The 24428-nt window shown below is 64.1% G+C and carries 22 protein-coding genes; 19 read left to right on the forward strand and 3 right to left on the reverse strand.

What is annotated here, in order from left to right:
- Window positions 1-221: 221 nt before the first annotated feature.
- Window positions 222-437 (reverse strand): CsbD family protein, encoded by a 216-nt coding sequence (locus BRAS3843_RS32485; RefSeq protein WP_008973455.1) that lies wholly within the window; start codon window positions 435-437, stop codon window positions 222-224.
- A 141-nt stretch (window positions 438-578) separates the two neighbouring features.
- On the opposite strand from BRAS3843_RS32485, the gene BRAS3843_RS32490 reads away from it, so the two are divergent.
- Both BRAS3843_RS32490 and BRAS3843_RS32495 read left to right on the forward strand, forming a co-directional pair.
- Complete coding sequence (locus BRAS3843_RS32490; protein WP_008973456.1) at window positions 579-1097, forward strand: cupin domain-containing protein; 519 nt, start codon at window positions 579-581, stop codon at window positions 1095-1097.
- A gap of 98 nt (window positions 1098-1195) precedes the next feature.
- The gene (locus tag BRAS3843_RS32495) at window positions 1196-1678 is read left to right on the forward strand and encodes a VOC family protein (protein ID WP_035983570.1); all 483 of its coding nucleotides are present in this window, start codon (window positions 1196-1198) and stop codon (window positions 1676-1678) included.
- 205 nt (window positions 1679-1883) lie between these two features.
- Here BRAS3843_RS32495 and BRAS3843_RS32500 read toward each other — a convergent pair whose 3' ends face one another.
- The gene (locus BRAS3843_RS32500) at window positions 1884-3314 is read right to left on the reverse strand and encodes an MATE family efflux transporter (protein WP_008973458.1); all 1431 of its coding nucleotides are present in this window, start codon (window positions 3312-3314) and stop codon (window positions 1884-1886) included.
- A gap of 398 nt (window positions 3315-3712) precedes the next feature.
- Between BRAS3843_RS32500 and BRAS3843_RS32505 the strand changes: the two genes are divergently transcribed.
- From BRAS3843_RS32505 to BRAS3843_RS32520, 4 genes are all read left to right on the forward strand, one after another.
- Window positions 3713-4999, forward strand: coding sequence for a phospholipid carrier-dependent glycosyltransferase (locus tag BRAS3843_RS32505; protein WP_035983572.1), 1287 nt, complete (start codon window positions 3713-3715; stop codon window positions 4997-4999).
- A gap of 420 nt (window positions 5000-5419) precedes the next feature.
- Window positions 5420-5650 (forward strand): hypothetical protein, encoded by a 231-nt coding sequence (locus BRAS3843_RS32510; protein ID WP_008973461.1) that lies wholly within the window; start codon window positions 5420-5422, stop codon window positions 5648-5650.
- A gap of 123 nt (window positions 5651-5773) precedes the next feature.
- Complete coding sequence (locus BRAS3843_RS32515; RefSeq protein ID WP_035983574.1) at window positions 5774-6037, forward strand: hypothetical protein; 264 nt, start codon at window positions 5774-5776, stop codon at window positions 6035-6037.
- Between the two features lie 103 nt (window positions 6038-6140).
- Window positions 6141-7313 (forward strand): crosslink repair DNA glycosylase YcaQ family protein, encoded by a 1173-nt coding sequence (locus tag BRAS3843_RS32520; RefSeq protein ID WP_008973463.1) that lies wholly within the window; start codon window positions 6141-6143, stop codon window positions 7311-7313.
- Window positions 7314-7398: 85 nt separating this feature from the next.
- Here the strand turns inward: BRAS3843_RS32520 and BRAS3843_RS32525 are convergent, their stop codons facing one another.
- A complete protein-coding gene (locus BRAS3843_RS32525; protein ID WP_139025044.1) occupies window positions 7399-7830 on the reverse strand; it encodes a DUF2809 domain-containing protein in 432 nt (143 codons plus the stop codon).
- A gap of 126 nt (window positions 7831-7956) precedes the next feature.
- Between BRAS3843_RS32525 and BRAS3843_RS32530 the strand changes: the two genes are divergently transcribed.
- The 13 genes from BRAS3843_RS32530 (at window position 7957) to BRAS3843_RS32590 (ending at window position 24419) form a co-directional block, all read left to right on the forward strand.
- Window positions 7957-9291, forward strand: coding sequence for an MFS transporter (locus BRAS3843_RS32530; protein ID WP_008973466.1), 1335 nt, complete (start codon window positions 7957-7959; stop codon window positions 9289-9291).
- Window positions 9292-9556: 265 nt separating this feature from the next.
- Window positions 9557-10663, forward strand: a complete 1107-nt coding sequence (locus BRAS3843_RS32535; protein ID WP_008973467.1) for an efflux RND transporter periplasmic adaptor subunit — start codon at window positions 9557-9559, stop codon at window positions 10661-10663.
- Between the two features lie 138 nt (window positions 10664-10801).
- Complete coding sequence (locus BRAS3843_RS32540; protein WP_008973468.1) at window positions 10802-13942, forward strand: efflux RND transporter permease subunit; 3141 nt, start codon at window positions 10802-10804, stop codon at window positions 13940-13942.
- Window positions 13943-13988: 46 nt separating this feature from the next.
- The gene (locus BRAS3843_RS32545) at window positions 13989-14597 is read left to right on the forward strand and encodes a TetR family transcriptional regulator (protein WP_008973469.1); all 609 of its coding nucleotides are present in this window, start codon (window positions 13989-13991) and stop codon (window positions 14595-14597) included.
- A 73-nt stretch (window positions 14598-14670) separates the two neighbouring features.
- A complete protein-coding gene (locus BRAS3843_RS32550) occupies window positions 14671-15294 on the forward strand; it encodes a flavin reductase family protein (protein WP_008973470.1) in 624 nt (207 codons plus the stop codon).
- 402 nt (window positions 15295-15696) lie between these two features.
- On the forward strand, window positions 15697-16980 hold the full coding sequence (locus tag BRAS3843_RS32555) for an acetyl-CoA C-acetyltransferase (RefSeq protein ID WP_008973471.1): 1284 nt from the start codon (window positions 15697-15699) through the stop codon (window positions 16978-16980).
- A 2-nt stretch (window positions 16981-16982) separates the two neighbouring features.
- The gene (locus tag BRAS3843_RS32560; RefSeq protein WP_035983575.1) at window positions 16983-19079 is read left to right on the forward strand and encodes a 3-hydroxyacyl-CoA dehydrogenase NAD-binding domain-containing protein; all 2097 of its coding nucleotides are present in this window, start codon (window positions 16983-16985) and stop codon (window positions 19077-19079) included.
- Window positions 19076-19507 carry an acyl-CoA thioesterase gene (locus BRAS3843_RS32565; protein WP_008973473.1) on the forward strand — a complete coding sequence of 144 codons (432 nt, stop codon included), beginning with the start codon at window positions 19076-19078 and terminating at the stop codon, window positions 19505-19507. Before BRAS3843_RS32560 ends, BRAS3843_RS32565 begins: the two co-directional genes overlap by 4 nt.
- 489 nt (window positions 19508-19996) lie before the next feature.
- A complete protein-coding gene (locus BRAS3843_RS32570; protein WP_008973474.1) occupies window positions 19997-20239 on the forward strand; it encodes a hypothetical protein in 243 nt (80 codons plus the stop codon).
- Between the two features lie 245 nt (window positions 20240-20484).
- Window positions 20485-20676 carry a hypothetical protein gene (locus BRAS3843_RS32575; RefSeq protein ID WP_008973475.1) on the forward strand — a complete coding sequence of 64 codons (192 nt, stop codon included), beginning with the start codon at window positions 20485-20487 and terminating at the stop codon, window positions 20674-20676.
- Between the two features lie 156 nt (window positions 20677-20832).
- Window positions 20833-21666, forward strand: coding sequence for a DeoR/GlpR family DNA-binding transcription regulator (locus BRAS3843_RS32580; RefSeq protein ID WP_008973476.1), 834 nt, complete (start codon window positions 20833-20835; stop codon window positions 21664-21666).
- A gap of 129 nt (window positions 21667-21795) precedes the next feature.
- Window positions 21796-23340 (forward strand): glycerol-3-phosphate dehydrogenase, encoded by a 1545-nt coding sequence (glpD, locus tag BRAS3843_RS32585; RefSeq protein WP_008973477.1) that lies wholly within the window; start codon window positions 21796-21798, stop codon window positions 23338-23340.
- On the forward strand, window positions 23337-24419 hold the full coding sequence (locus tag BRAS3843_RS32590; protein ID WP_008973478.1) for an ABC transporter ATP-binding protein: 1083 nt from the start codon (window positions 23337-23339) through the stop codon (window positions 24417-24419). Before glpD ends, BRAS3843_RS32590 begins: the two co-directional genes overlap by 4 nt.
- Window positions 24420-24428: the final 9 nt, after the last annotated feature.

Here is a 24428-nt window from a genome sequence, read left to right on the forward strand (position 1 = left end):
GGTTTCGCGGAACTGATCCCTCCGATCGACGTACGGTGCTGATGACTGCTACGGCGCCGGTGGCTGCGCCCTCTCCCCTTGTGGGAGAGGGCTACACCGATGCCGGCGTCAGGCTCACTTGGGTGAGGGGTAATCGACAGCGACAAAAAAAAGACCGGCTCCCGCGAGGGAGCCGGTCTGTCGACGCGCGCGCACTTAAAAGAGCGTCGAGCGAACCTCGCTTAGAGGTTCTTGTTCACGGAAGACGCCGCGTTGTTGGCGGCATCCTTGGTGGCCTGCTTGGCGTCGCCCATGGCCTTCTGGCCCTTGCCCTTCACCTCCTGGACCGCGCCTTCGCCCTGCATGCGATCCGAACCGACAGCCTCGCCGATACCCTGCTTGGCCTTGCCGACGGCCTCATTGGTCGCGCCTTTGATCTTGTCCGTGGTGGCACCCATGATCGATCTCCGTTTGTTAGGACCTCGCGGAGACAACGTCTGTTGCGCTAAAAGGTTCTCGGAACCTTGATGGCGTTATCGCGACATTTTAGCTAGACTGGGCGCGGTTCCCTCCACGAAGAAAAATCGAAGAAGAAGTTCATGTCAGGTTCTCACGATCACGGCGCTCACGACCATCAGCATGATCATCCGGACGATCGCTGGAAGCATGACGGCGTGCGCGTCATTCCCGGCAATCAGCTCGATCCGAACGTGCCCTCGACGCCCGGCATGGATCGCAAGGCCGCGATCAATTTCGCGCGTGTCGGCGCGCAGAAGCTGTGGGCGGGAACCGTGACGATCAAGCCGGATGCCAAGACCGGCGCGCATCATCACGGTCATCTCGAGAGCATCATCTATGTGGTGAAGGGCAAAGCGCGGATGCGCTGGGGTGAGAAGCTGCAGTTCACTGCCGAAGCCGGCCCGGGCGATTTCATCTTCGTGCCGCCTTACGTGCCGCATCAGGAGATCAATGCCAGCCCCGACGAGGTGCTGGAATGCGTGCTGGTACGAAGTGACGGCGAGGCGGTCGCCATCAACATCGATATCGAGCCGGTCGAAAGGCCGGAGACCGTGCTGTGGGTCGACCCCGTGCACCGGGACCCGAACGAGGGACATTGATCGGCCGGCTTCCGGCGGCGGAATTTTTTTTGTTCCGCTGTCGGAAGCGTGTCGGTTCCTTCGTCCTCCGGGCACTGTCAGCCAACGAGGAACCTGTGATGTCCAAGATCGTCCCCTGCCTGTGGTTCAAGGGCGATGCCGAAGAGGCCGCCAATTTCTATGTGTCGCTGCTTCCCAACTCCCGGGTCGAGACCGTGCAGCGCAGTCCGATTGACACCCCGTCGGGAGCGGCAGGGTCGGTGCTGGTCGTGGAGTTCACGCTGGCGGGACAGCGCTTCATGGGGCTGAACGGCGGGACGAAGGTCGAGCACACGGACGCGGTGTCGTTCAAGATCGGTTGCGAGGATCAGGCCGAGGTCGACCGTCTGTGGGATGCGCTGTGCGCCAATGGTGGCCAGCCGGTGCAATGCGGTTGGCTGAAGGACCGCTGGGGCATGCGCTGGCAGATCGTGCCCGATGCCATGATGCGATATCTCGCGAGCCCCGATCGCGCCGCCGCGAACCGCGCGATGGCCGCGATGATGAAGATGGTCAAGCTCGACCTCGAAGGCCTGCGCCGCGCCTATGAGGCCGTGACTTAGACGTCCGTTTCTAAAGTCTCGGTCCTATCAATACAGCCCCAGCTGTCATCGTCCGCGAAGGCGGACGATCCAGTACGCCGTGACGTCTCTGTTCGATCTCTTCTGCCGCGGAGTACTGGATGCTCCGCCTCCGCGGAGCATGACACTGTTGGAGATGGCGAGAGCTAGATCCATACTCGACAGCCGATTTCATGGAAACGATGTTCTAGAGCCGCCAGATCCGGCGTGAGGCGAGCACGACGCTGCAGATCGCGGCATAGGCCACCAGCGACAGCATCACCATGGCGGCAAGCGCCGCCCTGCCGCCGCCGAACTGTGCGACGACAAGCCAGCCGCCGCCGGCCGCGATCAGGATCCGTGCCGTCGAGCCTATGAACGGCCACAGCACATGGCCCGCGCCTTGCCCGGCAAAGGCCAACACGAAGCCGAAGCCGAGCGCGGCATAGGCCGGCGCGACCAGGCGGAGATAGGTCGCGCCCTCGCGCAGCACGTCCGGCTCGTGGCTGAACAGCGCAAGCCAAAGCGGGGGATGCAACGCGACGCCACAGCCGATCGCGCCGACCAGGGCGGCCCCCACCGCTGCGCTGACCCAGGCGATGTGCCGGGCGCGCGCGCCTTGTCCGGCCCCGATATTGACGCCGACCATGGTGAGCGTTGCGGTGCAGAGGCCGAACAGGATCGGGATCATGATGTAGTCGAGCCGTGACGCAATGCCGTAAGCGGCAAGCTCATGGGTGCCGAAGCGGCCGACCGCCGAGGTCACCAGAATCACGGTGAGGTTCACCAGCACGGCGTTGACTGCGGTCGGAAGTCCGACCTTGAGGATGTCGGCGAACAGCCGCCGCTGCAGCGGCGCGACACGAAAGTGCAGGCTGGAGCGGCCCGAGGCCATGTAGCGCACCAGCACCAGCATCGCGCCGGCGTAATAGAGCCCGAAGGCGATGCCGGCGCCGCCGATCCCGAGCCCGGGCAGCGGGCCGAAGCCGAAGATCAGAAGCGGCGACAGCGGGATCATCACCAGCGCACCGATCAGGGTGACCAGCGCCGGCACCCGGACATTGCCGGAGCCGCGCAGCGCCGCGGCCTGCAGATTGACGATCCATACCGGAATGGCGCCGGCGAACAGATAGTTGGAATATTTCTGCGCGGCCTCCAGCGCGCCGGCGCGGCCGCCGAGCGCGTGATACAGCGCCGGGCCGCCCAGCGCGGTGCCGATGGTGAAGAAGGCTCCGAAACCGACCGACAGCAGGATCGCATGGAACACGATCGCATCGGCATCGTCCTTGCGCCCGGCGCCAATCGCGCGGGCCACGGCCGACGAGACGCCGCCGCCGATGCCGCCATTCGACATCATCGTCATCAGCATGAACAGCGGAAACACCATGGCGACGCCCGCCAGCGCATCGGTGCCGAGGAAGCCGACATAGTAAGCTTCCGCAACGTTCACCGCGGTCTGCGCCAACAGCACGGTCATGGTCGGCAGCGCCAGCCTGAACAGCGTCGGCAGCACCGGGCCGTTCAGGAGCGCGGCCCGGGCGGCGTCGGCCTTGGAAGCGGGCGGCCTGGCCGCAATCGGCGGCGGCGCCACGGCCTCGGCCGTATCGGCGCGTGCAAGGGCAGTGGCGTCGCTATTCATGGTGTCACATTCCGGGGCGGATCTGATAAATGATGATCATCATGCAATATCGCCAGCCGATTGCAAGGCGCAAGTCCATGCGGGTCATGAAATGTTGATGGGGGGCGGTCAGACGAGCAGTCCGACGCAGCCATCGACGGTATTGCCGCCGGCTGCGGTCCCCGGGATGCCGATATGTGTGGCCAGTCAGGGAGGCGATGGACAGGGCGAGTGGCGCAATACCAGTCGATTGCTCTATGATCGTAGCTCAAGATCGGCAGCCACGTCGTTGTCGAGGCGCAACAGCGGGGGGCATGGGTGTCCCCGGTTGGTGACGCAAATCTCGAGCGCAGTTGAAGGCGATGCAGAGAAGAGCTGCTTTTGATCAGCCCGTGCCAGGCAAGCCGCGCGCCTCCCAGATCGCTTCATGTGCGCCAAGCCTCTCGGTCGCACGCTGTCTCGTGATAGCGCTCAGCATCTTCGTGGTCACGCATGTCGCGCTCCTGATCGGCCTGTCCAAGCCGGAGAAATTCGTCTTCGACGAGGTGCACTACGTGCCGGCCGCGCGGCAGATGCTCGGGCTGGCGCCGGCGACGCCGCAGCTCAACCCCATGCATCCGCCGCTGGCCAAGGAGTTCATTGCGCTGTCGATCCGGACGTTCGGCGACAATGCCTTCGGCTGGCGTTATCCCGGTGCGCTGTTCGGCGCGCTCGCGGTGGTGGCCATCTACCTCTGCGGTCTTGCGCTGTTTGGGACGCAAGCGCCGGCGATCGCGGCCGCCTTGATCGCATGGTTCAATCAGATGCTGTATGTGCAGGCGCGCATCGCCATGCTCGACATTTTCGCGCTTGCTTTCAGCCTGCTCGCGATTGCAGCGTTCCTATATGGCTACAGGCGGCCGCGCCCGCAGCTTGCCTTCGCGCTCGCCGGTGCGGGCTTCGGATTTGCGGCTGCGTGCAAATGGAGCGGTGTGTTTGCTTATCTCACGGCGATCGGCGTCGTCGCGCTGGTCCGGCTGCTGCAGTATTGGCGAACCTCGTTCGCCGAGCCGAACGAGGATGACTGGTACCGGCCAGACCTCTGGGACGGCATGACATCCTATCAGATCGCAATCTGTTTCCTGATCGTCCCCGCAGTCTGCTACGTCGCGACTTTCATCCCGCTCTATGGCCTGTCGATCACCGCCATCGCCGAGGCGCAGCGCCGCATCTTTGCCGACAACATCACCACCGCGATCGCCGGCCACACCTATATGAGCGCTTGGCCGAGCTGGCCGCTGCTGCTGCGACCGGTGTGGTTGCTGTTCGACAAGACCGACGATCAGCACATTGCCGCGGTGGTGCTGCTCGGAAATCCGCTGGTGCTGTGGCCGGCGTTGCTGGCGCTGCTGGTTTGCCTGCGCGACTTCATCGTCGCGCGCCGCGACAGCGCGTTCCTGATCCTTGCATTCTATTTCGGCTGCTATCTGCCTTGGGCGCTGCTGCCGCGGGCGCTGAGCTTCCTGTACTATTATCTGCCGTCGGCGACGCTCGCGAGCCTGGCGCTGCCTTACGCTCTGACCCGGGTCCGCGCACCTTGGCTGCTATGGCTTTATGTGGCGCTGGTCGCGGCCGGCTTCATGGCAATGCTGCCGATCAGCGCCGCCTTCGTCGGCACCTCGATGCCGACGTTCAACCGCCTGATGCTGTTTCAGAGCTGGATCTGAGTGCCCGCGGTTCAAGCCCAATATTCCCCCTCGTAATCGCGCGTGGTGGCAATTCGATGTGGAAACGCTAGGATGGGTTCAAACCGCTTGATTTGATCCGGTGTCACATCGCGGGAACAGGGAACGCGGCCGAGGGAGGTACGTTCTCGTTGTGATTGCAAGCAGGTTGCGTTGCTGCCGGCGAGCCGCAAAGCGGTCGTGAGGCCGCCGATGTCCGGACAACAAAGCGGCCAGATGCGACTCTAGGCGGAGGTCTCGCCAACACAATTTGGCAGAGCTCCGGGCGCGCGACGATCTTCGCCAGGAGCAAGACAAGAGCAAGAAACGAGCAGAAAAGCAGACGACGTGTTCAACTCTCCGCGCCGGCGCGATACCCAAGGCTACCGCACAGGCAATTCCGATCAGGCTGGGTCCAGTTCCATGTCGATCTTGATCGGTGCCGGCATGATCGCGGCTGCCATCCTGTTGTCGACGCTGATATCGGCCTTGAGCAGCCGCTATATCGGCCTCGAAAGCCCGACGGAGGACACCGCCTGGCTGGTCGACCGCCTGACCGGCCGGATCTACAAATGTCAGGCCGCGGAACTCGGCCGCGCAGCCTGCAAACCGGACACCGCGACCGGCAGCATTCCCAATAAGGCGAAGCCCTGAGGCCGCTTTGTCGGCTTCCTCTCACAAAACTGTCGTCGGGCCGAAATCTTTCGAGGAGAAGGTTCCTGCTCCGGAACGCCGGTCGAGCACCGGCGTCCTTCTCTTCGAACCGAGGTCCAGATGATAAAGATCCTGATCGCCGCCGCAGCTGTTTCCGTCCTGGCATTCTCTCCGGCGTCCGCAGCCATGATGGCCTGCACCGCGGACAACATGGCGAAATCGGCTGCCGCGATGGCGCCGATGCCGACCGAGGCGAACAAGGAGATGGCGATGGCCAACACCGATATGAGCCAGGGCAAGATGCACAGCGCCTGCATGCATTACATGAAGGCGCAGAAGATGAGCATGACCAAGACCGACGGCAGCATGATGGGAATGCCGAAGTAAGCTCGCTTTCGTTCGATCTGACGCCGCGCTGCCCGCCCTGCGGGCGGCGCGATGTCGATTCCATCTTGTGCGAATTAGTCCGAATCCCGCTAGACTGTGCGCGATGTTGCGCGCAATCACCCCAATTCATCTCACCCAGCTCCAGGCAAGGCGCATCTGGCTGCAGGCCCAGCGGCTCGATGAAGAGGCGCCGTTTGGAGCTGGGCCGGACGCCGTGGCGGCAGCCACAGCCCATCTCGGCTATGTGCAGATCGACACCATCCACGTGATCGAGCGCTGCCACCATCACATCCTGTTCACCCGCAATCCCGCCTATCGGCGCGCCGATCTGAGGCAGGCTCAGAGCGTCGACAAGAGCGTGTTCGAGTATTGGACGCATGCGCTGGCCTATGTGCCGAGCAAAGACTTCCGCCTCTTCCTGCCCACCATGCGGCAATATCGTCGCGCAGGTCATCGCTGGCTGAAATCGGTCAAACCGGAGGACATGCGCAAGGTGATGCGGCTGATCCGGCAGGGCGGCGCCCTGACGATCCGCGACATCGATGACGACGTGCTGACCGAGAAGGAGCATCTATGGGCGAGCCGCAAGCCGTCGAAGCGCGCGCTGCAACTCGGCTTTTATCAGGGCGTGCTGACGATCTCCGGCCGCGAAGGCATGCTCAAGACCTATGAGCTGACCAGCCGGCATTTCGGCTGGGACAAGCCGCCCAAACCGGCAAGCGAGGCCGAGACGGCGGCCTATCTGCTTGATCGTGCCCTGCGCGCGCAAGGCGTCGTGAGCCTTGATTCCATCTGCCATCTCGATGCGCCGGCAAAGCCCAAGGTGCGCCGCCTGATCGAGGCGCGGATGCGGCGCGGCGAACTGGTGGCGGTCGATGTCGAAGGCGCGGGCAAGCAGGCGCATTGGATGCGGCCGGAGACACTTGATGGCATCGGCGATCTCGGCTCGGATCGCGTGCACATTCTCTCGCCGTTCGATCCTTTGATCATCCAACGCAAGCGCACCGAATTGTTTTTCGATTACGCGCATCGGTTCGAGGCCTATGTGCCGAAGGAGAAACGGCAGTTCGGCTATTTCGCGCTGCCGGTGCTGGTCGGCGAGGACATCGTCGCCGCGCTCGATCTCAAGACCGACCGGCAGAAGCGCAAGCTGTTGATGCAGAAATGGACTTGGGTCGGGCCGGGCAGGGCGGCCAAGGGCGAGGCGCGGAAAGCGCTGAAGCGCCGGATCGAGGACGAGCTGCACCGGTTCGAGCGGTTTCAGCTGGGGGACTGAGCAACGAATCGTAGGGTGGGTTGAGCGAGGCGAAACCCACCATCACGCAAAGAAAGATGATGGGTTTCGCTGCGCTCAACCCATCCTACGAGGTCGAGCAAGAGGAAGCGCGATCAATTTCCATGGCGAGCAGAATGCCCACTGCGTAGGCCAGGATATTCCAGATTGAAAAAATCCGTCCGAGCAGCAGCGCGCCGGCGAGCGTCAGGCGGAAGCTGTCGAGCCAGGGCGTGTGCACGAGCCGGACCAGCTCGACGACAACAGCGATCGCCAGTGCGATGGCAGCCACTCGCAGCGGCCGCAGGCGCGGGGCAAACGCGGCGAGCAGGACATACACCATCGTCGCCCACAAGACCGAGCCGCCATATTTGACGGCGAAGGCCGGCACGCCGAGCCCGCGGCCATAGAAGCGCAAGCCAAGCCCGAGCGCGATCACGATCACTGCCAGGCCAAGGGCGCGGGTGGAGCGCCACAGCATTGCGGCGCGGGAGGCCAGACACGGCGGCGATGCGGTCATCCGTACCATGCGCGGTCGAAATGCGCTGGACATGCGGGACAGCTGCACGATTCCAATTGACTCGACGCCGTCGATGCTAAAAACCCGCTGTCAATCGCGAAACAAGAATAGTCCGGGAGAAGCGCCATGGGCCTGTCCGCCACCACCTCCGTCGCGCGCGAGCGCTTAAGCGACATCGAGACCTCGACCATCCGCGCCATCTCCTGGCGGCTGATTCCGTTCCTGGTGCTCGCCTATTTCTTCTCCTATCTCGACCGCGTCAATCTCGGTTTCGCCGCGCTCACCATGAACGCGGAATTGAAGTTCACGCCGCTGATCTTCTCCTGGGGCGCCGGCATCTTCTTCATCGGCTATTTCATCTTCGAGGTGCCGAGCAACCTGGCGCTGGAGCGGTTCGGCGCCAGCCGCTGGATCGCGCGCATCATGGTGACGTGGGGCATCATTTCGGCGCTGATGGCGACCGTGTCCGGGGTCTGGAGCTTCTACACCCTGCGCTTCCTGCTTGGCGTGGCCGAGGCCGGCTTCTTTCCCGGCATCATCCTCTATCTGACCTATTGGTATCCGGCCCAGTATCGTGCGCGCTTCCTGGCGGCGTTCGCGGTGGCGGTGCCGATCTCGACCGTGATCGGCGCGCCGATCTCGGGTCTGTTGCTCGGGCTCGACGGCGTCATGGGCCTGCAGGGCTGGCAATGGCTGTTCATCCTCGAGGGCATCCCGTCGATTCTGCTCGGCGTGGTTACCTGGTTCTATCTCACCGACAGGCCTGAGCATGCCACCTGGCTTTCGGCCGAGCAGAAGGCGTGGCTTGCCGCGCGGCTCGATGCCGAGAACGCCGCCAAGCGGGCGGCCCGCCACATGACCTTGGGCGAGGCGTTGTCCTCGCCCAAGGTGATCATGCTGAGCCTGATCTATTTCGGCTTCGTTGGCGCCCTCTATGGCATGCAGTTCTGGCTGCCGCAGATCGTCAAGGCGTTCGGTCTCACCAATGCGCAGACCGGCTTCGTCACCGCGATCCCCTATCTGTTCGGCACCGTGGCGATGATCCTGTGGGCGCGGCATTCGGATGCGACGCGCGAGCGCGTGTTCCATGTCGGTGCGCCGCTGATGTTGATTGCCGTCGCGCTGGCTTTGTCGAGCTACCTCACCGATCCCACTCTGACGATGGTGGTGCTGACAATCGCCGCGATCGGGGTGTTCTGCGTGTTCGGCGTGTTCTGGACGCTGCCGACCGCGTGGCTGTCGGGAACGGCCGCGGCCGGCGCGATCGCGCTGATCAATTCGATCGGCAACCTCGCCGGCTTCGGCGGCCCGTATCTGATCGGCTGGATGAAGGACACCACCGGCTCGACCGCCAACGGCCTGCTCGCGCTCGCGGTGCTGCCCTTGATTGCGGGGGTGCTCACCTTCCTGGGCGGCCATGAGAGCAAGATCGAATTCGCAGGGCAGACGCCGGCGGAGTGAAAGCTGCTCGCTGGTCATTCCGGGGCGGTCGCGAAGCGACCGAAACCGGAAACTCGACGTGGATGGTCGCGCAAAACAAGCTCGAGATTCCGGGGTCGACGCTGGCGCGTCGCCCCGGAATGACGGTTTTCCTATCAGGAGTATTTTAACACCGTTGCCTGCGGCAACATGTCTTAACGTTCACGTAATCCTGATCGCTGACGATTATTGACATTCGTCAATCGACAATCGACACTCTATTGCAACTGCAACAATGGAGTGTCCGATGCTGCTCCGCTCGTTTTTACTCAGCTATTCCAGGCTGTTGACCGGCGTCGCGCTGGCGGCAGGGACGATTGCCCTAGCCGGCTGCAACGATACCGTGGCCCAAAAGGCCGAACCGATCCGGCCGGTGCTGGTCGCGACCGTCCACTATGAGGCTGAAACGCCGGAGCGGAGCTTCGTCGGCACCATCAGGCCGCGGATCGAGGCCGACATCGGCTTCCGGGTCGCCGGTAAGGTCGCCAAGCGCCTGGTCGAGGTCGGCCAGAAGGTCGAGGTCGGCCAGCCGCTCGCCACCCTCGATGAGGTCGACCTGAAGCTGCAGGCCGAGCAGGCCGAAGCCGAGTTCCGCGCCGCCACCGGCGTGCTGGCCCAGGCCGCCGCCGCCGAGACCCGCGCCAAGGAGCTGCGGTCGCGCGGCTGGACTACGGATGCGCAACTGGATCAGGCAAGCGCGTCAGCCGACGAGGCGCGTGCGCGGCTCAACCGTGCCGAACGCTCGGTCGAGCTGACCAAGAACTCGCTGTCCTACGCGACGCTGGAATCCGATGCCCGCGGCGTGGTCACGGCGACCATGATCGAGCCCGGTGTCGTCGTGGCCTCCGGCCAGGCGGCCATCCGTGTCGCGCGCTTTGCCGAGAAGGAAGCGGTGGTAGCGATCCCCGAGACGCTGCTCGAGCGCGCCAAGACCGGCACGGCCTATGTCACTTTGTGGTCGGACCCCGACAAGAAATATACGGCGCGCTTGCGCGAGATCGCGCCCGCGGCCGACGCCGCCACGCGCACCTATCTCGCCAAATTCTCGCTGCCGGATGCCGATGACAACGTCTCGCTCGGCATGACCGCGACGCTGACCCTGGCTGATCCCGCCACCACGCGTGTGGCGCGGCTGCCGCTGTCGGCGCTGTTCAGCGAAGGCCGCGAGCCGTCCTTCTATGTCGTCGACGACAAAGGCCAGGTTGCCCTGAAGCCGGTGACGGTGAAGTCCTACGAGAGCAACGACGTGCTGGTCACCGGCGGCGTCGACGAGGGCGAGAAGGTCGTCGCCCTCGGCGTGCAGAAGATCGATCCCACCCAGAAGGTGCGGGTCGTGTCGGCCCTGTCATTTTAGTTCACCGTCGTTCCGGGGCGATGCGGAGCATCGAACCCGGAACCTCGAGATTCCGGGTCTGGTCCTTCGGACCATCCCGGAATGACGATTTCCAACAAGCAGTCTCGCAAGCGGCAACAGACTAATCGGAGAGCAGCCATGAAGCGGTTCAATCTCTCGGCCTGGGCGGTCAGCCATCCGCCGCTGGTGCTGTTTTTGATCCTCGCGCTCGGCCTGATGGGCTTCTTCTCCTATCAGAAGCTCGGCCGCGCCGAGGATCCGTTCTTCACGGTGAAGGTGGTGAACGTCTCGGTGATGTGGCCGGGCGCCACGGCTGCCGAGATGCAGAGCCAGGTCGCCGATCCGATCGAGAAGAAGCTGCAGGAACTGCCCTATTTCGAGAAGGTGCAGACCTATTCGAAGCCGTCCTTTGCCGCGCTGCAGGTCACCTTCCGCGACTCCACGCCGCCGAAGGACGTGCCGCATCTGTTCTATCTGTTGCGCAAGAAGCTCGACGACGTCCAGGCGTCATTGCCGTCGGGAATTCTCGGGCCCTTCGTCAATGACGAGTTCTCCGACGTCGATGCCATCCTGTTCATGATGACCGGCGACGGCGCCGACTACGCGCAGCTGAAGAAGGTTGCCGAGGGCCTGCGGCAGCGGCTGTTGAAGGTGAACGGCGTTACCAAGGTCAATCTCTACGGCACCCAGGACGAGCGCATTTATGTCGAGTTCAGCCATGCCAAGCTGGCTACGCTCGGCATCACGCCGCAGGCGCTGTTCGACTCGCTCGCCAAGCAGAACAATGTGACCCCGGCCGGCACGGTCGAGACCAACGCGCAGCGGGTGCCGCTGCGCGTCACCGGTGCGCTCGACGGTGCCAAGGCCGTGGCCGAGACGCCGGTCGAAAGCAATGGCCGCGTGTTCCGGCTGGGCGACATCGCCACCGTCACCCATGGCTATGTCGATCCGCCGAGCTTCAAGGTGAGCCAGGAAGGCAAGCCCGCGCTCGGCATCGGCGTCGTCACCGCCAAGGGCGCCAACATCCTGGAGCTCGGCAAGGACGTGCATGCCGCGGCCGACGATTTCATGAAGGCTGTGCCGCAGGGCATCGAGATCGAGCAGATCGCCGACCAGCCCAAGGTGGTCGAGCATGCCGTCGGCGAGTTCGTGCACTCCTTCATCGAGGCGCTCGTCATCGTGCTGTTCGTCTCGTTCCTGGCGCTGGGATGGCGCACCGGCATCGTGGTGGCGCTGTCGGTGCCGCTGGTGCTCGGCATCGTCTTTGTCGTCATGAACGCGATGGGGCTCGACCTGCACCGCATCTCTCTCGGCGCCCTCATCATCGCGCTCGGCCTCTTGGTCGACGACGCCATCATCGCGGTCGAGATGATGGTGGTGAAGATGGAGCAGGGCTGGGACCGCATGCGCGCGGCGTCCTTTGCCTGGGAGTCCACGGCGTTCCCGATGCTGACGGGAACGCTGGTCACGGCGGCCGGCTTCCTGCCGATCGGCTTTGCCAATTCGGCGGTCGGCGAATATGCCGGCAGCATCTTCTGGATCGTTGCGATCGCGCTGGTGGCGTCCTGGTTCGTCGCGGTGATCTTCACGCCCTATATCGGCGTGAAGCTGCTGCCCGACATGAAGGCCCATCACGGGCACGACGAGCACGCGATCTACGACACCCGGATGTATCGGGCCTTGCGCCGTATCGTGCGCTGGTGCGTCGACCATCGCATCACCACGGTGGCGGCGACCGTCGGCGTGTTCGTCGCGTCGATCGTGGCTTTCGGCCATGTCCAGCAGCAGTTCTTTCCGCTCTCGGAGCGGCCCGAGCTGTTCCTGCAGCTCCGGCTGCCGGAGGGCACGGCTTTCAACGTCACCGAAAAGGCAGCGAAGAAGGCGGAGGCGCTGCTCAAGGATGACAAGGACATCGCGACCTATACGGCCTATGTCGGCCAGGGCTCGCCGCGCTTTTGGCTCGGCCTCAATCCGCAGTTGCCGAACGAGGCCTTCGCCGAGATCGTGATCGTCGCCAAGGACGTCGCCGCACGCGAACGGATCAAGGCGAAGATCGAGAATGCCGCCGCCAATGGCGCGATCAACGAGGCTCGCGTCCGCGTCGACCGCTTCAATTTCGGTCCGCCGGTCGGCTTCCCCGTGCAGTTCCGCGTCATCGGCCCGGATACCGGGAAGGTGCGGGACATCGCCTACCAGGTGCGCGACGTGATGCGCCAGAACCCGAATGTCCGCGATCCGCAGCTCGACTGGAACGAGCAGTCGCCTTACCTGAAGCTGGTCGTCGACCAGGACCGCGCCCGTGCGCTCGGGCTGACGCCGCAGGACGTCTCGCAGTCGCTGGCAATGCTGATCTCGGGTGTGCAGGTCACGACCATCCGCGATGGCATCGAGAAGGTCGGCGTCATCGCCCGCGCGGTGCCGTCCGAGCGGCTCGACCTCGCCCATGTCGGCGATCTCACCATCACCTCGCGCAATGGCGTCGCAGTGCCGCTGCAGCAGATCGCCAAGATCGAGTATGCGCATGAGGAGCCGATCCTGTGGCGGCGCAACCGCGACATGGCCATCACCGTGCGGTCCGATGTCGCCGATGGCGTGCAGGCGCCCGATGTGACCAATCAGATCTGGCCGAAGCTGGCTGAGATCCGCGCGCATCTCGAGCCGGCCTACCGGATCGAGGCGGGGGGCGCGTTCGAGGAATCCGCCAAGGGCAATGCCTCGATCTTCGTGCTGTTCCCGCTGATGGTCGCGGTGATGCTGACGCTGCTGATGATTCAGCTGCAGAGCTTCTCGCGGCTGACCCTGGTGTTCCTGACCGCGCCGCTCGGCATCGTCGGGGCTTCGCTCGGGCTCAACGTCGCCAACGCGCCGTTCGGCTTCGTGGCGCTGCTCGGCCTGATCGCGCTGGCCGGCATGATCATGCGCAACACCGTGATCCTGGTCGATCAGATCGAGACCGACGTCAGCCATGGCTTGACCCGCAAGGAGGCGATCATCGAGGCCACCGTGCGGCGCGCGCGTCCGGTGGTGCTGACCGCGCTCGCTGCAATCCTGGCGATGATCCCGCTGTCGCGCTCGGCCTTCTGGGGTCCGATGGCGATCACCATCATGGGCGGCTTGTTTGTTGCAACCTTCCTCACGCTCTTGTACTTGCCAGGGTTGTATGCTCTCTGGTTCCGCAAGAGCCTCGATCAGCGTGGGACGGACGCTCTGACCGATCCTGCGGCGCAGCATGAGCGGCATGCGGAGGTGTCCATTCCGCTTGCCCAGGCTGCTGAATAACTACTGCTGAATAGCTGGAGCCGGGCAGAGGAGAGTGATTGCAGGCATGACGCTGGTTTCCGACCATGTCGAACCCGATACGCGCGAGCGGATTCTCGTGGTGGCGGAGCGACTGTTCCGGCAGATCGGCTACCAGAAAACCACGGTCGCCGACATCGCCAAGGAGCTCCATATGAGCCCGGCGAATGTCTATCGCTTCTTCGACTCGAAGAGGGCGATTCATCAGGGGGTGGCGCGCACTCTGATGGGCCAGGTCGAGCTGGCGGCGGAAGAGATTGCCGCTCGGCCCGGGTCGGCCGTTCCACGTCTTCGTGAACTGCTCGCGACCATCCACCGCATGAACACCGAGCGCTACGTCGGCGATTCCAAGCTGCACGAAATGGTCGCGGTCGCGATGGAGGAGAGCTGGGAGGTCTGCGAGGCGCATATGCTCCTGATCACCCAGATGATTGCCCGGGTGATCGGACAGGGCATGGCTTCCGGCGAATTCCGTTCTGCCGACCTGCAACTTACGGCGATGTGCGCCACGACCGCGATGCTGCGCTTCTTCCACCCGCAGATGATCGCCCAATGCGAACGGAAGCCGGGTCCGACCATCGATCAAATGATCGATTTCGTCCTGGCCGGGCTTGGTTCGAAGGACTCCACGGTCTAGTTTCCCCGGTCATTCCGGGTTCGCCTCTTCGAGGCGCCCGGAATGACGACAATCATTGAAGGGGAAGACAGGCGTGACCGAACAGGATCTGCATTTCTACGAACCGAAGAACGGCCACGGCCTCAAGCACGATCCCTTCAACGCCATCATCGCACCGCGTCCGATCGGCTGGATCTCCTCGCGCGACAAGGATGGCCACGTCAATCTCGCACCTTACAGTTTTTTCAACGGCTTCTGCTATACCCCGCCGATCATTGGCTTTTCGTCGACGAACTGGAAGGACTCCGTCGAGAATATCCAGGACACCGGCGAGTTCGTCTGGAATCTGGCGACCCGCGCGCTCGCGACCCAGATGAATGCGACAGCGGCCCATGTCGCGCGCGACGTCAGCGAGTTCGAGCTCGCAGGCCTCACGCCGACGCCGTGCAAGCTCGTCAGCGTGCCGCGGGTCGGCGAAAGCCCGGTCGCCTTCGAATGCAAACTGACCCAGATCGTCCAGCTGCAAGGCGCCGACGGCAAAAAGGCCAATGCCTGGGTCACGTTCGGTGAGGTCGTCGCGGTTCACATCGAGAAGTCCCTGATCAAGGACGGCGTCTACCAGACGGCGCAGGCGCGCCCGATCGTGCGCGCCGGCCGCCGCGGCGACTATTTCGAAATCCGACCTGACGCCATGTTCGAGATGGTCCGGCCGGATTAGGCGCTGCACTCCTGCAAGAGCGGGCTCGGCGAGGCGCGTCCCGCGTTGCGGAACGCTGTTTTTCGTTGGCGGTCAAATCGGTTGCGCCCACAACCTCGCTCGATTCTGATGTGAAGTGTCACCTGAACCGCCGCGCTTTGCGCTAAACTGGCCTAGTCTTCTGCGTCACAACCGCCGTCATTCCGGGGCAGCCCGTCAGGGCTGAACCCGGAATCTCGAGATTCCGGGTTCGATGCTGTCGCATCGCCCCGGAATGACGGTGGAGCAGGCCATGGCTCGCGCTTGTGACGCTGTAGGATTAAGGAACACTGTCATGAACTCGTTTCGACGCGATTTCATCAGCATGCCGGCCGACATGCGCTGGTTTTCTCAACAACGTGGCAAACGCAGGGTGGCAGGCTGATGGCGCGTGCGGTCTACATCGTCGACGGCAGCCGGACGCCGTTTCTCAAGGCGCGCTCCGGTCCCGGGCCGTTCACGCCGGTCGATCTCGCGGTGCAATGCGGGCGCCCGCTGCTGGCACGCCAGCCCTTCGCACCCGATGCGTTCGACCAGGTGATCCTCGGCTGCGTCAACGTCATCGCGGACGAGATGAATCCAGCCCGCGTTGCGGCGCTCCGCCTCGGCATGGGGGAGCGGATGGTCGCCTTCACCGTGCAGATCAATTGCGGCTCCGGCATGCAGTCGATCGACACCGCTTTTCGCTATATCCGCGAGGGTCACGCCGATCTCATCCTCGCCGGCGGCGCGGAAGCCTTGAGCCATGCGCCCCTGGTGTGGCCACAGCAGGGTGTGCGCTGGTTTGCAGGGCTTGCGGCCGCCAAGACGTTGGTCGCCAAGATTGCCGCAGCCTTGAAGGCGCGGCCAAGCGACTTCAAGCCGATCATCGGGCTCGAGCGCGGGCTCACCGATCCCGTCACCGAGCTCAACATGGGACAGACCGCGGAGAAGGTCGGCCATCTCTTCGGCATCACGCGCGCGCAGTCCGATGAGTATGCCGCCGATAGCCACCGCCGCCTCGCCCGTGCGCAAGCCGAAGGCTGGCTCAAGAGCGAGGTCGAGACCGCGTTCGCGCGCGACGGAAAATTCTACGACCATGACGATGGCGTGCGGCCGGATTCGACCCCGCAGTCGCTGGCAAAGCTGCGTCCGGTGTTCGAGCGGCCCTGGGGCCAGGTCACGGCCGGCAATTCCTCGCAGATTACCGACGGCGCGTCCTGGGTGATCCTGGCGTCGGAAGACGCGGTGGCTAGACACGGGCTGGCGCCGAAGGCGGCCATCCTGGATAGCCAATGGTCGGCGCTTGATCCCTCGATCATGGGGCTCGGTCCCGTGCTGTCGGCCACTGCGCTGTTGAAGCGCAACAATCTCTCTTTGGCCGACGTCGAAACCTGGGAGCTGAACGAGGCCTTTGCGACCCAGGTGTTGGGCTGTCTCGCCGCCTGGCAGGATGAGCGGTTCTGCCGCGAGGTGCTGGGGCTCGATGGCGCGGCCGGCACGATCGATCGTGCCAGGCTCAACGTCGATGGCGGCGCGATCAGCCTCGGCCATCCCGTGGGCACGTCAGGCAACCGGATCGTGCTGCATCTGGTCAACGCGATGAAGCGGCTCGGCACGCGACGGGGCGTCGCGACCGAATGTATCGGCGGTGGGCTCGGTGGCGCCATGCTGATCGAGGCAGTGTGATGATCAAATCGCAAATCATGGATGTGCTCAGCGACCGCGTGCGCGAGCTGGGACCGGTGCCGGAGGCGGCATCTCCGTACACAAATTTCAAGCTGACCCGCGATGACGACGGCATCGCCTGGCTCTTGTTCGACCGTGCCGGTACCAGCGCCAACACCTTGTCAGCCGATGTGCTGGAGGAGTTCGACCATGTCCTGACCGAGCTGGAGACGCATCGGCCGGCCGGGCTCGTCATCCGCTCCGCGAAAGCGTCCGGGTTCATCGCCGGCGCTGACGTCAATGCCTTCCGTGGCGCGAATGACGCGCGCGGGGTTGGCATCGAGATGCTGCGCGCGCATGCGGTGGTCGACCGGCTGGAGGCCTTGCGCATCCCGACAGTGGCCGTGATCCACGGTTTCTGCCTTGGCGGCGGCCTGGAGGTGGCGCTTGCCTGCCAGTCGCGGATCGCCATCGACGATGCGCGGTTCGGCTTTCCCGAGGTGATGCTCGGCCTGCATCCGGGGCTCGGCGGCACCGCGCGCTTCCCGCTGTTGATCAACCCGGCGCAGGCGATGAGCCTGATGCTGACCGGGAAGACCATCGATGCCCGCCGGGCGAAATCGCTCGGTCTTGTCGACGCCGTGACGCAGGAACGGCATGTCCGGGGCGCGGTGAAGGATGCCGTGTTTGGGCGGCTGAAGCGCGCCCAGCCCGGCCTGCTGAACAATCTTCTCAACGCGGCCCCGGCGCGCGGGCTTCTTGCCAATCGCATGCGGCGCGAAGCGGAGAAGACCGCGCCGCGCCAGCACTATCCTGCGCCTTACGCGCTGATCGACCTCTGGGAGCGGCATGGCGGCGACAAGGTCGCGATGCTCAGGGCTGAGCAGACCTCGTTTGCCGAGCTGATGGTGAGCCCGACCGCGCAGAACCTGATCCGCGTGTTCTTCCTGCGCGAGCAGATGAAAAAGAGCGCACGCAGTGGCCATGGGATCGAGCATGTCCATGTGATCGGCGCCGGCGCGATGGGCGGTGACATCGCGGCCTGGTGCGCCAGCCAGGGCCTGCGTGTCACACTCGCTGACATGAAGCCGGAACCGATCGCAGGCGCGCTCAAGCGCGCCGCCGATCTGTTCAAGAAGACCGTCCGAAAGACCACCGAGGTCCGCGATGCGCTCGACCGCCTGATCCCGGACCTGGCGGGCGAGGGCGTCCGCAATGCCGACCTCGTCATCGAAGCGGTGCCGGAGAAGCTCGAGCTGAAGCGGACGCTTTATGCCGCCATTGAGCCGCGGATGAAGCGCGACGCGATCCTCGCCACCAACACGTCGAGCATTCCGCTGCAGGAGTTGCGCGTCGGCCTGCAACGGCCGGAAAACCTCGTGGGCTTGCATTTCTTCAACCCGGTGTCGCGGCTGCAGCTCGTGGAGGTGGTCGCGCACGACGGCACCGACGCCGCTTTGTTCAGCCGCGCGCGCGCCTTTGTCGGCGCCATCGACCGCCTGCCGCTGTCCGTGAAGAGCTCGCCCGGCTTTCTCGTCAATCGCGCGCTGACGCCTTACATGCTCGAGGCGATGGTGCTGCTCGACGAGAAGATCGACCAGGCGGTCATCGACGACGCCGCGCGCAAATTCGGTATGCCGATGGGGCCGGTCGAACTTGCCGACCAGGTCGGGCTCGACATCTGCCTCGACGTCGGTGACATGTTACGGGCGAAATTCGGCGATGCGCTGCCGCCGACCCCCGCCTGGCTGCGCGGGAAAGTGGCAAGAGGCGAGCTCGGTCGCAAGACCGGCAAAGGCTTCTATACCTGGCGAGACGGTAAGCCCGAGCGCATCGCGAGCCAGGTGATAGAGCGAGAACCGTCGCAGGAGATGATTGATCGGCTAATCCTGCCGATCTCGAACGTTTGCGTCGCTGCGCTGCACGAGGGGATTGTGGACAACGCTGATAGCGTGGACGGTGCGATGATTTTCGGCACGGGTTATGCACCGTTTCGCGGTGGCCCCTTGAACTACGCGCGCACGCGCGGCATCGAGGATGTCGTGACCACCTTGCGCAATCTGGCGCAGAAATTCGGCGATCGGTTCACGCCCGATGCCGGCTGGGAGACTTTCAGGTGACAGACGCTTCTGTTCACGCCGCATCGGCGACATCGAGCGAGCCGCGCGGCGATCTCTGCATCCGGACGCTGGCGATGCCGGCCGACACCAACGCCAATGGTGACATTTTCGGCGGCTGGCTGTTGAGCCAGATGGACGTCGGCGGCGGCGTGTTCGCTTCCAAGGTCGCGAAGTCGCGCACGGTTACAGTTGCAATCGAAGCGATGAATTTTCGTAAAGCTGTCTATGTCGGCGATCTGGTCTCGGTCTACGCCAATCTGGTTCGGGTCGGGCGCACCTCGATGACCGTGCATCTCGAAGCCTGGGTGCTCCGTCGCAGGGAAGAGCAGCCGATTCTGGTGACCGACGGCAACTTCACCTACGTCTCGATCGATGATGACGGGCGCCCACAGGCGATCAAGCGCGACGGTGCGCCCATCATGACTTAGGCGAAGCCGATCCACGTGCGTCGTTGTGAGGAGCGTTGTTCCCTCATTCGTGATGTCACAAGTTATTCGCGTTCGAAGTCTGACGTGCCATGATCTGTTAGGAAGGCGGGCGTGCAACGGCACAAGAATAGCGAACGCCGATTTCGGTAGGCAAGAATCACTCGGCAAGAATTGCCGTGTCACGTACGATGATGATCGTAGCCACGCGGTAGTCTGTCCGGGGGCGCGTGTCCTTCGTTAGTCATATTGGGGCATCGCCATTCGGTTGCCGTATTGCCGACGAATAGTTGTGGCGTTAGTGCGATGAGAGCTTGTGGTGCATTAGTCGTGATTTTGTTTCAGGCGGATCGCGCGTGAGAGCCGCAACGCAAAGCTGGGTCCCGCTCGAGGACGCCCGCCGGTGCCGCCGCTAATTGCGGTTCGAGCTTGAGGTCAGCGAATACGTGGCGAGTGCAGTGGGACGGGAGTTAAGACCGGTGGAGTCGAATTATGTCTGATATTAACGATAAGCTGACTTTGGAAGTTCTCAAAAAACTTCAGCAGCGGCTTCATCGTGCCGAGTATAAGATTGATGTCTACGAAATCGAGCTGAGCGCGTTCCGGGAGCAGCAGATCTCGATGCTGCAGGACCTGCATCGGATCTACGAGCTGCTTGGCAAGCACCAGGAAAGCCTGATGCATGGACGCTCTGCGTCCGGTGCGCCGCGCCTGTCGAGCGACGAGACCCGTTGAGTTTTTCCGCAGGTGCGAAATCTTCGTTCGATTGCCGGAGTGGAGACGATCTGCCGCCGAGTTCCGCAGACATCCTGTGATCCGCCGCGCGACGCGATTTTCGGAGTCGTTGCGGACAAGTGATCGGCACGCCAGTCCCGGACAACGGGACGTGACCATCCGGCCTGTTTTTGCCGCGTGACGTGACTGGAACCGCTAGCTTTATGCACCGTTATAGGCCCGGACTGAAGTTCAAGGACGGGGTAATGTCGGACACCTACATCATCGAGGTCGGCGGTCAGGCGGCAGGCATCGTCGTTCGCGACCGCGGTGGCTATCGCTTCTTCGCGGCGTCACATCGTTTCAATCCACTCGAAGGGCAGCTATTCCGCAATGCACGCGAGGCCGAACGCGCGGCGGTGCGGCTCGTTCAGGGTGAACTCAGCGCAGCGGCTTGAAGGTGCTTTGCCTCTCCCCGTGATGAGGAGGCGGATTGCGCCGTAACGATGCGCGTGCGTCGTGGCTCCTGGGATCGTGGGATCGAGTCACGCGCTCTTACATTGACGCTTACGTGAATCCGTCTCACCATGGCAACCCCCACCACGAGGCGTGCCATGGCTGTGCTCTCTCAACGTCAGACCGAGATCCTCAATCTGGCGCGTGCCTCCGGCCGCGTCATGGTCGAAGAGCTCGCCCGCCGTTTCGATGTCTCCGCGCAGACCATCCGCAAGGACCTGAATGATCTCTGCGAGCAGCGGGCACTGACCCGGATTCACGGTGGCGCCATCATTGCCTCGGGCGTCGAGAATCTCGCTTACGAGGCGCGGCGCTTCGTTGCGGCCGAGGAGAAGAAGGCGATCGGCGCCGCGGCCGCGGCGCGGATTCCGAACGGCTGCTCGCTCTTCATCAACATCGGCACCACCACCGAGGAGGTCGCGAGCGCGCTGTCCTCGCACCAGGACCTGCTCGTCATTACCAACAACCTCAACGTCGCGATGCTGCTCTATCGCCACCCGCGCATCGAGGTGATCGTGGCCGGCGGCACGGTGCGCCGCTCGGACGGCGGCGTGGTCGGTTCGACCGCGACGCAGCTGATCGGCCAGTTCAAGGTCGACTACGCCATCATCGGCGCCTCCGCGATCGATGAGGAGGGCGCGCTGCTCGACTTCGACTATCGCGAGGTCCAGGTCGCGCAGGCCATCATCGCCAACGCGCGCAGCGTGATGCTGGTGGCCGATTCCACCAAGCTGCACCGCAGCGCGCCGGTGCGCATCGCTCATATGAGTCAGATCCAGACCTTCGTGACCGACCGGCCGCTGCCGGACGGACTCGCGAACGTCTGCCACAGCCGCGGCATCCAGGTCGATGTCGCGATGCCGGCCTCCGAGCCGGAGGAGGGCGCCGACGCGCCCGAGCAGGCATCGCCGACCATTCTCCGCCGCGCCTGACCGCGGCGCCCGTTTCCGCCACGTTCGCGACAATCCCGTGAAATTGGTTTGCTTTCGCTTTCGTTTGTGTTTAAGTCGCAAACGAAAGTAAAATCGCCGGAGTGAAGGCGATTGTCGGGGGAACGTCGGTTGGAGCGGATTTACGACCTCGCCATTGTCGGAGGCGGCGTCAACGGCTGCGGCATCGCGCGCGATGCGGCAGGGCGCGGAAACTCCGTTTTCTTGTGTGAGATGAACGACTTGGCCAGTGGGACCTCGTCCTGGTCAACCAAGCTCGTGCACGGCGGCTTGCGCTATCTCGAATATTACGAATTTCGTCTGGTCCGCGAGGCGCTGATCGAGCGCGAAATCCTGTGGCGGATCGCACCTCACATCATCAGCCCGTTGCGGTTTGTGTTGCCGCATCACGCGGGCCTGCGGCCAGCGTGGCTGCTGCGGCTCGGGCTCTTCCTCTACGACCATCTCGGCGGTCGCAAGCTGCTCCCGCCGACGCGCTCGGTCGACCTGACAAAGGATGAGGTCGGCAAGCCGCTGATCCGCGCGCGCTATACCCGCGGCTTCGAATATTCGGATTGCTTTGTCGACGATGCCCGCCTCGTCGTGTTGACGGCCCGCGATGCCGCCGATCGTGGCGCCGTGATCCGCACCCGCACGCGCGCCACCGAAATCAGGCAGAGCGCCGGGGTCTGGCAGCTCACCGCAGAAAACACCGAGACCGGCGAGCGCGAAACCATCAAGGCGCGCGCCCTGGTCAATGCCGGCGGTCCCTGGGTCGAAGAGGTGCTCGCGCGCGGCGCCGGCGTCAATGCCAAGGCCAAGGTGCGGCTGGTGCAGGGCTCGCACATCGTGGTTCCCAAGCTGTATGACCACGACCGGGCCTATATCTTCCAGAACGCCGATGGTCGCATCGTCTTTGCGATTCCCTATCAGCAGGATTTCACGCTGATCGGCACCACCGATCGCGACTATCAGGGCGATCCGGCCAAGGTGAAGGCGACCGACGAGGAGATCAGCTATCTCTGCGCCGCGGTCGGCGAATACCTTGCCAAGAAGGTCACGCCCCAAGTCGTGGTCTGGACCTATTCCGGCGTGCGACCGCTGTATGATGACGGTGCGTCCGAGGCCAAGGCCGCAACGCGCGACTATGTGTTCGAACTTGATACGCCGGGGGGGCTGCCGCTGCTGTCGATCTATGGCGGCAAGATCACCACCTATCGGCGGCTCTCGGAAGAGGCGCTGGAGCGCCTGTCGCCCTACCTGAACGGCGGCAAGGCGAAAGAGGGCTGGACCGGCCAGGCGCCGCTACCCGGTGGCGACATGGCGGTCGCTGCGGTCTCGTCCCTGATTGCGCAACTGCGCAAGACCTATCCGTTCCTCACCGAGGTACATGCGCGCCGGCTTGCTCATGCCTATGGAACGCGCGCTGCCAAAATGCTCGGCAATGCCGCGACATCAGCTGATCTCGGCCAGGATTTCGGTGCGAGCTTGACGGAGCGCGAAGTCAGGTACCTGATGGCGGAAGAGTGGGCGTGTACAGCCGAGGACATCGTGTGGCGTCGATCGAAGCTTGGTTTGCGGCTGTCTGCGCGAGAGGTCGCCGTGCTTGACGACTGGATCGCGGCCAACCGCGCCTCTGTGGTGGCGCCCGCGCGCGAGGCGGGAGGACGCGCATGAGCGTCGTGCTCGACCATGTGACGCGCGTCGTGGACGGCATTCCGACCATCCGCGACGTGTCGCTGACCTTCCAGCGCGGCACGTTGAGCGTGCTGCTCGGGCCGACCCTGTCGGGCAAGACCTCGATCATGCGTCTGCTCGCCGGGCTGGACAAACCGACCACCGGCCGCGTGGTGGTCGACGGCAAGGATGTCACCGGCGCCGACGTGCGGCAGCGCTCGGTCGCCATGGTGTATCAGCAGTTCATCAACTATCCCTCGCTGACCGTCTACGAGAATATCGCTTCGCCCCTGCGGGTGCAGGGCAAGCCGCGCGACGTCATCGAGAAGCGTGTCGCCGAGGCGGCAAAGCTGCTGCGGCTCGAGCCTTTTCTGCAACGCACGCCGCTGCAGCTCTCCGGCGGCCAACAGCAGCGCACCGCGATCGCGCGCGCATTGGTGAAAGGCGCCGATCTCGTGCTGCTCGACGAGCCGCTCGCCAATCTCGACTACAAGCTGCGCGAGGAATTGCGCGCGGAGCTGCCGCGCATCTTCGAGGCCTCGGGCGCGATCTTCGTCTATGCGACCACGGAGCCATCGGAGGCGCTGCTGCTCGGCGGCCGCACCGTCTGCATGTGGGAGGGCAAGGCGCTGCAGGCTGGTGACACCGCGATCGTCTATCGGCGGCCCGAGACGTTGCGCGTCGGCCAGGTGTTTTCCGACCCGCCGATGAATACTGTCGGCATCGAGAAGCGCGGCGGCAACGTGCATTATGCCGATAGCGTCACGGCGCCGGCCACCGGGCTCTATGCCGGGCTTGCCGACGGCGACTACCGCGTCGGCTTCCGGCCGCATCAGCTCGGGCTCGCCAGGCCCGGCGTAAGCCAAAGCGGGCACGCATTCGCTGCAACCGTCGAGGTCACGGAGATCACGGGCTCGGAAAGCTTCGTGCATCTGGCGCGTGATGAGGCGAACTGGGTCGCCGTGCTGCACGGCGTCCATGAGTATGAACCGGGTGAGGTGCTGGACGCTGTGCTCGATCCCGCCAATGTCTTCGTCTTCGATGCCGCCGACCGGCTGGTCGCGGCGCCGGCAAGCTGAGGGAGATGC

The sequence above is a fragment of the Bradyrhizobium sp. STM 3843 genome (assembly GCF_000239815.1).
GTDB lineage: Bacteria > Pseudomonadota > Alphaproteobacteria > Rhizobiales > Xanthobacteraceae > Bradyrhizobium.